A 5,586-nucleotide genomic window follows, 5' to 3' on the forward strand; every position below is an offset into this window, starting at 1 on the left:
TCCAACGCTAATTATTGAAATATAGCACTGCAAAATAGTAAGCCTAAACACGAAGAAAAGCAACTATGCCATATACATCATAATGAAATCACTTTAAAGAAGCTCTTAATTTACAATCTACCTTAACATTAAATTTCTTTCGATACCTTATAAAGGTTGTCCGTTTAATTCCTGTATTACGGGCAACATCGACATCACTCATGCCTGCCTGATAAAGTTTAAAAGCATGTTGCAAGCGGGGATCGTCTTGGGTGTATTGGGGTTTACGCCCATGATATTTACCCTGCTGCTTAGCTAAGGCAATCCCTTGCTGCTGGCGCTCAATGATTCGCTTACGTTCACTTTCGGCCTGATACTTATAGAGTTCAATAATCAAGTTGGTCATCAGTTGACGTAAATTTGGGTCAGCAATCCCTGTCATGGACGGCAAATTCAACACATCTAGGGTTGCTCCCTTATTTTGAATGGTGTTCATGATCTGGGTTAAATCCTGGTTGTTTCTGCCTAAGCGATCTAATTCAGTGACCAGGACAATATCACCCTCACGAATATAGGCCAGCATCTTTTGCAGTTCTGGCCGATTAATGTTAGCCCCACTTAATTTATCCGTAAATAATTTATCAACGTCTTTTAAAGCCGCTAACTGTCGATCTAAATGTTGCTCCTTGGAACTCACGCGAGCATAACCGATTTTAGCCATTTTTAGCTCTCATTTTGGACAGCTCTAATGAACACTTGTAATTCCTAGTATAGCACAGAAACAAGAAAGGCCACTAGGATATACCCTAGTGGCCAGATGCAGTTTACAGAGAATGGTCTGAAAAACAGTTAGACCAGTAAAACCCCTGAGTTTGGATTTACTCCAACTCAGGGGTTTGCTTTACTTATTAATCTAATAAATCTTTTCGTTTGGTGCTCAATCACTACTTATTTGATGCACACCAGGTAACTGGGTCAAGGTAAAATTAATTTTTCAGTTGGCAAATTACAAGTTTAATCCGAACAAGCCCGGAATCTTTCAATGGCAGTCTGTTGATGATGTATTTTTAATGGTCGTTGATTAATTAGTTCAAGTGCTGCTAGGATCTCATCAGTCGTTACTTGGCTAAAATTGGTCTTTTTCGGGAAGAACCAGCGTAACCGTCTATTAAAATATTCATTGGAACCTCGCTCCCATGGTGAATATGGATGGCAAAAATAAACTTTGATCTGATAATCCTGTTCTAAGGCCTGATAATTGGCAAACTCTTTACCATGATCAACAGTAATGGATTTTACTTGGGGACCGAAGGCCCCCATAAACTTGCCAAAGGCGGTGTTTAGAGCCTTAGCCGTTCTATTAGGGGCTTTGATGGCCCATAGAAGTCGGGTCTTACGTTCTACGAATGTAACCAGACATGATCGTGGCTCACTTCGACTAGAAAGCACCGTATCTACTTCCCAATGACCAAAAGCTAACCGTTGATTAACAGTTGTTGGCCGTTGTTCGATGGAAGTCCCACTTGTAAATTTCCCACGATTTTCGCTCACTCGGTGCTGGCGGACATTCCGATTGGGTAGATCAGTTAATTTGAAGGGGAGCCAGCCACGATTAAGCCAATTATAAATTGACGCAGTGCTCAAGTTATAAGCGGCCGCAATGGTTTCTGGTGACCAGGTTAATCGTAAGTGATTGGTAATTAAAGTCGCTAATGCTGCCGTCAGCATCGAACGACGACCGCAATTCCGCCTTTTGCGATCTGCATCTTGCTGAGCTAATTCTGGATCATAAGGTTTAACCCGGTCCAACTCATAGCTAATCGTAGCTTTGGCGACGCCTAAGGCGTCAGCCATTACTTGGTAAGATTTATTTCCCTCATTGACCAGTTGTGCTAGTGCGCCACGTTGAAAACGTGATAAAGTAGATGTACCCAAAGTAATCACTCCCTATATTGGTTGGAATTAGCTACTACCATTGTAAGTGATTGCTCTGGGCTTTTTAATTTCTGTTCGGATTAATTATAGAATTTGCCTTTTTCAAACAGCTAGACGATACTATAGCTCTTCATCAGCGTAAGCTTGAAAAACTCCAGGAACTCAAAAAAGGGTATCTACAAAAGATGTTTTGCTGATTCTTAATTTGATCAAATTTAGGATCCCATGAAACTCCATGATCTATTTTTATTGTGCTTGGTCAATACTTAATTCACCTGTATAATAGATTACGCAGGAAGGTTTAAGGGCGGTGGCTGTCTTTTCCCTTGTGAGGTGAGGCCCATGGGAACATGGAATAATCTTCAGGAAGGTTTCACAGTCAATGAGCGTCTTCCAGGCACTCTCGTTGATGTTGCTGTTTGGCACGTTTTTAATCGCGCTACTCAGCTATATCGACAAGCACCACAAATAAAAAAGCCGCCCTGCGTAACTTTGGTAGGTTACAAGGTAGCTTAATGCTGTCTTATTAACTTCGCCACCGCCTTTGAAGCGGCTTGCGTAGGAAGTCTTGTTAGCGCAAGGCTTCCTTTTCTGTCTACATTATAGCATGACTATGAAAAATTGGGTAGCAAGGCATTTTCGGCATATTATTTATCTTTGTATTTTTCAAAATAGGTTCAACTAATTCTGTTTCAGCGTTTTTCGTACTTCACCGTATTTGTATATAGTTTTCCAATATGTTTATGTCTGCCAACGGACCCACTTAATCTGATACCTACCATTATGATAAACCAATTTACCTATTAACTTAGTCTTGGTGCTTTTTTTCTAAGGTTGCTAATAATGCATCAATCCGTTGTTTAACTTGGGGTCGTTGGGTTGTATCAGTTAACAGTACTAACGTATCACCTTCATGAATCAAGGTGTCACCATGTGGAATCACTTCTTGTTCGCCACGCCGGATTCCAATGAGCAGTGCTTCTTTAGGCCATGGCATGTCTCGGACCATTTTGCCGTTTAAGGGACTGCCAAAGAAAACCGGTATTTCCAAATGATCAGGTCGATGAAGTTGCTGAACAGTTTTAGGCATTGTCATCTGCTTAAGCAATGCTTCATAGATTGGTGCACCGCCTAATAAATCAACAACAAGGTAAGCAGTTAACGATATGACTGCTAATGGCATTAAATGTGTTAAATTGCCAACCATTTCTGTTACCAGCAAGATAGCTGTGAAGGGAGCTTTTCCGATTCCAGCAAAGTAACCGGCCATGGAAAAAATGATTAGGTTCATGATATAGACATGCGATAATAATCCTAATTGATTCATTAAGACGCCATAAACCGCACCAATCACAGCACCTAAAGAAAGAATCGGCAAGAAAATACCGCCAGGTAATCCGGAACCATATGAAATCATTGAAAAGACGAATCGTATAATAAAAATTGCAATTAGTACAAACAAAGGTGGAACATGCTGGCCAAATCCCAAAATTAAGCCATTACCACCACCGAGTAAATTTGGCGAAAAGTAACCAACTAAAATTACCAGCAGAAATGGTACGATACCTTGTATTGGGCGTGGCAAATGTGTCAATTGATGATACCACCTAGGCATAACTAACAAGACCCGTTGATATAAGTAACCAAATAATCCCAAAACAATGCCGAGTAAAATTAAGTGCCAATAATTTGATACTGGTAAACTACGTGAATAACTTAAATGTAACACGGGAACAAGTCCGAAAACATTCAGCGAAATAAAATTTGAACCAATTGCTCCGGCTAATGCTGTTAACCAAACCAGCGGTGAAAAATTATGGTAAATCTCTTCTAAGACAAATAGAGTTCCAGCAATGGGGGCATTAAACGCTGCTGCTAATCCAGCAGCGGCGCCTGATGCAATTAGTAGTCGGCGATCAGTTCCTGATAACTTAAACTCAGAAGCGAAACCTTGACCAACTGACGCACTTAATTGAATCGCTGGTCCTTCTCGTCCGAGAAATAATCCAGGTCCCAATGCCAGAATACCACCGATAAATTTTCGCCAAAGAATTGACCACCAGTGCATTTCCAATTCACCAGCCAATTGACCTTCAACTTGCGGAATTCCAGAACCAGCGATATAAGGTTCTCTCTTGAGAAGTCGAGCCACAATTAACGCTAAACCAAGGTTGATGCCTATCAACAATGCCCATTCCCACCAAACAAACGGCGCGATTCGTAAGTATCTATATACCAATCGACTATAGTGCAGCCCTATCTCAATACAATAGCGAAATAAGCTAACAACGGTGCCACTCATTAAACCCACAAGCAGGCCGAGTAAAACAAATCGCAAACGAGTAACGTCAAATTTTTCTTTTACAAGCTGTATCAAATAACTAATCCTCCATTATAACCAATATTATATAATTTAGTACTTAATTAAACTAGGCAATATCTCGATGAAATCTAGTAGTTATTTTTCACAGAGAAGGGGTGTCATACCGCTAAAATGTTTTAGTAGTTTATATGACGAGCCGCATGTTTGAGTAGTAATGGTGCTAATAACGTTGTTAGGATAATGGCAGTGATAATTGCCGAATAGTAATCATCACTGATTAGTTTGGATTGGTAGCCTATTTGAGCGATAATCAAGGCCATTTCCCCACGCGAGACCATCCCTGCACCAACGAGGTAAGCTTCATTCGGACTGAATCCGGCCCATTTAGCCCCACTCCCCGCTCCTAATAGTTTCGTAAGTGTTGCCACAATTGTCAATACGATAATTAATAACAAATCGTGTTCTATGCCAGCTAGTGACATACTTAAACCAATTGAAACGAAGAATACAGGAATGAAAATCGCATAACCGATTGGTTCGATACTTTGATCAACTTCATGAGCTACATGAGTTTGTGCAATCGCAATTCCTGCAAAAAAGGCCCCAATTACTGCACTCAGTCCAATCAGATTTGCAATATATGCCATACCAAAACACAAAATCATCGCCATTATAGTAGGTCCCACTGGATTCAATAATTTGGTGCCTAGTCTAGCGAGGAGAGGGGCGATAAAACGCATCACGAAATAAATTGCGGCAAAGTAAATTAGCTGCTCTAAAAAAGTCAGAGCTAGCGGTATCTGGGTATCCGTACCAGCCTTTGTACCTATTAAACTGACCATAATGCTAAGTAAAACGACAGCTAGCACATCGTCAACCACCGCGGCACCGAGGACTGTTGAACCGCTCTTACTATCAAGTAAATTTAGTTCTTTCATGACAGCAACTGAAATTGAAACCGACGTTGCGGCAAAAATAACGCTCAAAAACAAGCTTTCAAATTGTGTCAAGCCAAAAACAATACCAACTGGATAGATCAGTACCATTGGAATCAAAACTCCTAACAACGCGACAATTATGCTAGGACGCAAATATTTTTTAAGCAATGTAAGATCACTCTCAAGTCCGGCGATAAACATTAAGATGATAACCCCAATCTCTGAAAAAATATGGATAAAATCATTGGCGCGAACCCAATTCAACAACGCAGGGCCAAGAATAATTCCAACAAATAATTGACCGATCACTGCTGGGATACCAACCCTAGAGGCTAGATGGCCAAATAGACTAGTTGCAATCAAGATGATCACCAAGGTACCTAAAAATTCCAAACAAAAACCTCCTCATAC

Annotated in this window: 5 protein-coding genes and 1 pseudogene; 2 read left to right on the plus strand and 4 right to left on the minus strand. The window is 40.6% G+C overall.

All coding sequences use genetic code 11. The annotated features are described in order from the left end of the window. Window positions 1-88: 88 nt before the first annotated feature. Together KGF65_RS16235 and KGF65_RS16240 are read right to left on the minus strand one after the other, a co-directional pair. Entirely contained in the window at window positions 89-700 is a 612-nt protein-coding gene (locus tag KGF65_RS16235) for a recombinase family protein (protein WP_064578708.1), read from the minus strand. Window positions 701-993: 293 nt separating this feature from the next. Then, window positions 994-1,914 carry an IS30-like element ISLsa1 family transposase gene (locus KGF65_RS16240; protein ID WP_056986401.1) on the minus strand — a complete coding sequence of 307 codons (921 nt, stop codon included), beginning with the start codon at window positions 1,912-1,914 and terminating at the stop codon, window positions 994-996. A gap of 95 nt (window positions 1,915-2,009) precedes the next feature. Between KGF65_RS16240 and KGF65_RS17455 the strand changes: the two are divergent. Continuing rightward, a pseudogene (locus KGF65_RS17455) lies at window positions 2,010-2,111 on the plus strand (restriction endonuclease subunit S); the annotation flags it as partial. A 212-nt stretch (window positions 2,112-2,323) separates the two neighbouring features. After that, complete coding sequence (locus tag KGF65_RS17350) at window positions 2,324-2,386, plus strand: putative holin-like toxin (RefSeq protein ID WP_222843308.1); 63 nt, start codon at window positions 2,324-2,326, stop codon at window positions 2,384-2,386. A 336-nt stretch (window positions 2,387-2,722) separates the two neighbouring features. On the opposite strand, the gene KGF65_RS16250 is transcribed toward KGF65_RS17350, so the two are convergent. Together KGF65_RS16250 and KGF65_RS16255 are read right to left on the minus strand one after the other, a co-directional pair. Next, window positions 2,723-4,291 carry a ClC family H(+)/Cl(-) exchange transporter gene (locus KGF65_RS16250; RefSeq protein ID WP_087509189.1) on the minus strand — a complete coding sequence of 523 codons (1,569 nt, stop codon included), beginning with the start codon at window positions 4,289-4,291 and terminating at the stop codon, window positions 2,723-2,725. Window positions 4,292-4,413: 122 nt separating this feature from the next. Continuing rightward, complete coding sequence (locus KGF65_RS16255; RefSeq protein ID WP_065675018.1) at window positions 4,414-5,568, minus strand: cation:proton antiporter; 1,155 nt, start codon at window positions 5,566-5,568, stop codon at window positions 4,414-4,416. Window positions 5,569-5,586: the final 18 nt, after the last annotated feature.

Origin of the sequence: Lactiplantibacillus sp. 30.2.29 (assembly GCF_018991255.1) — a bacterium.
Taxonomy (GTDB): Bacteria; Bacillota; Bacilli; order Lactobacillales; family Lactobacillaceae; genus Lactiplantibacillus; species Lactiplantibacillus pentosus.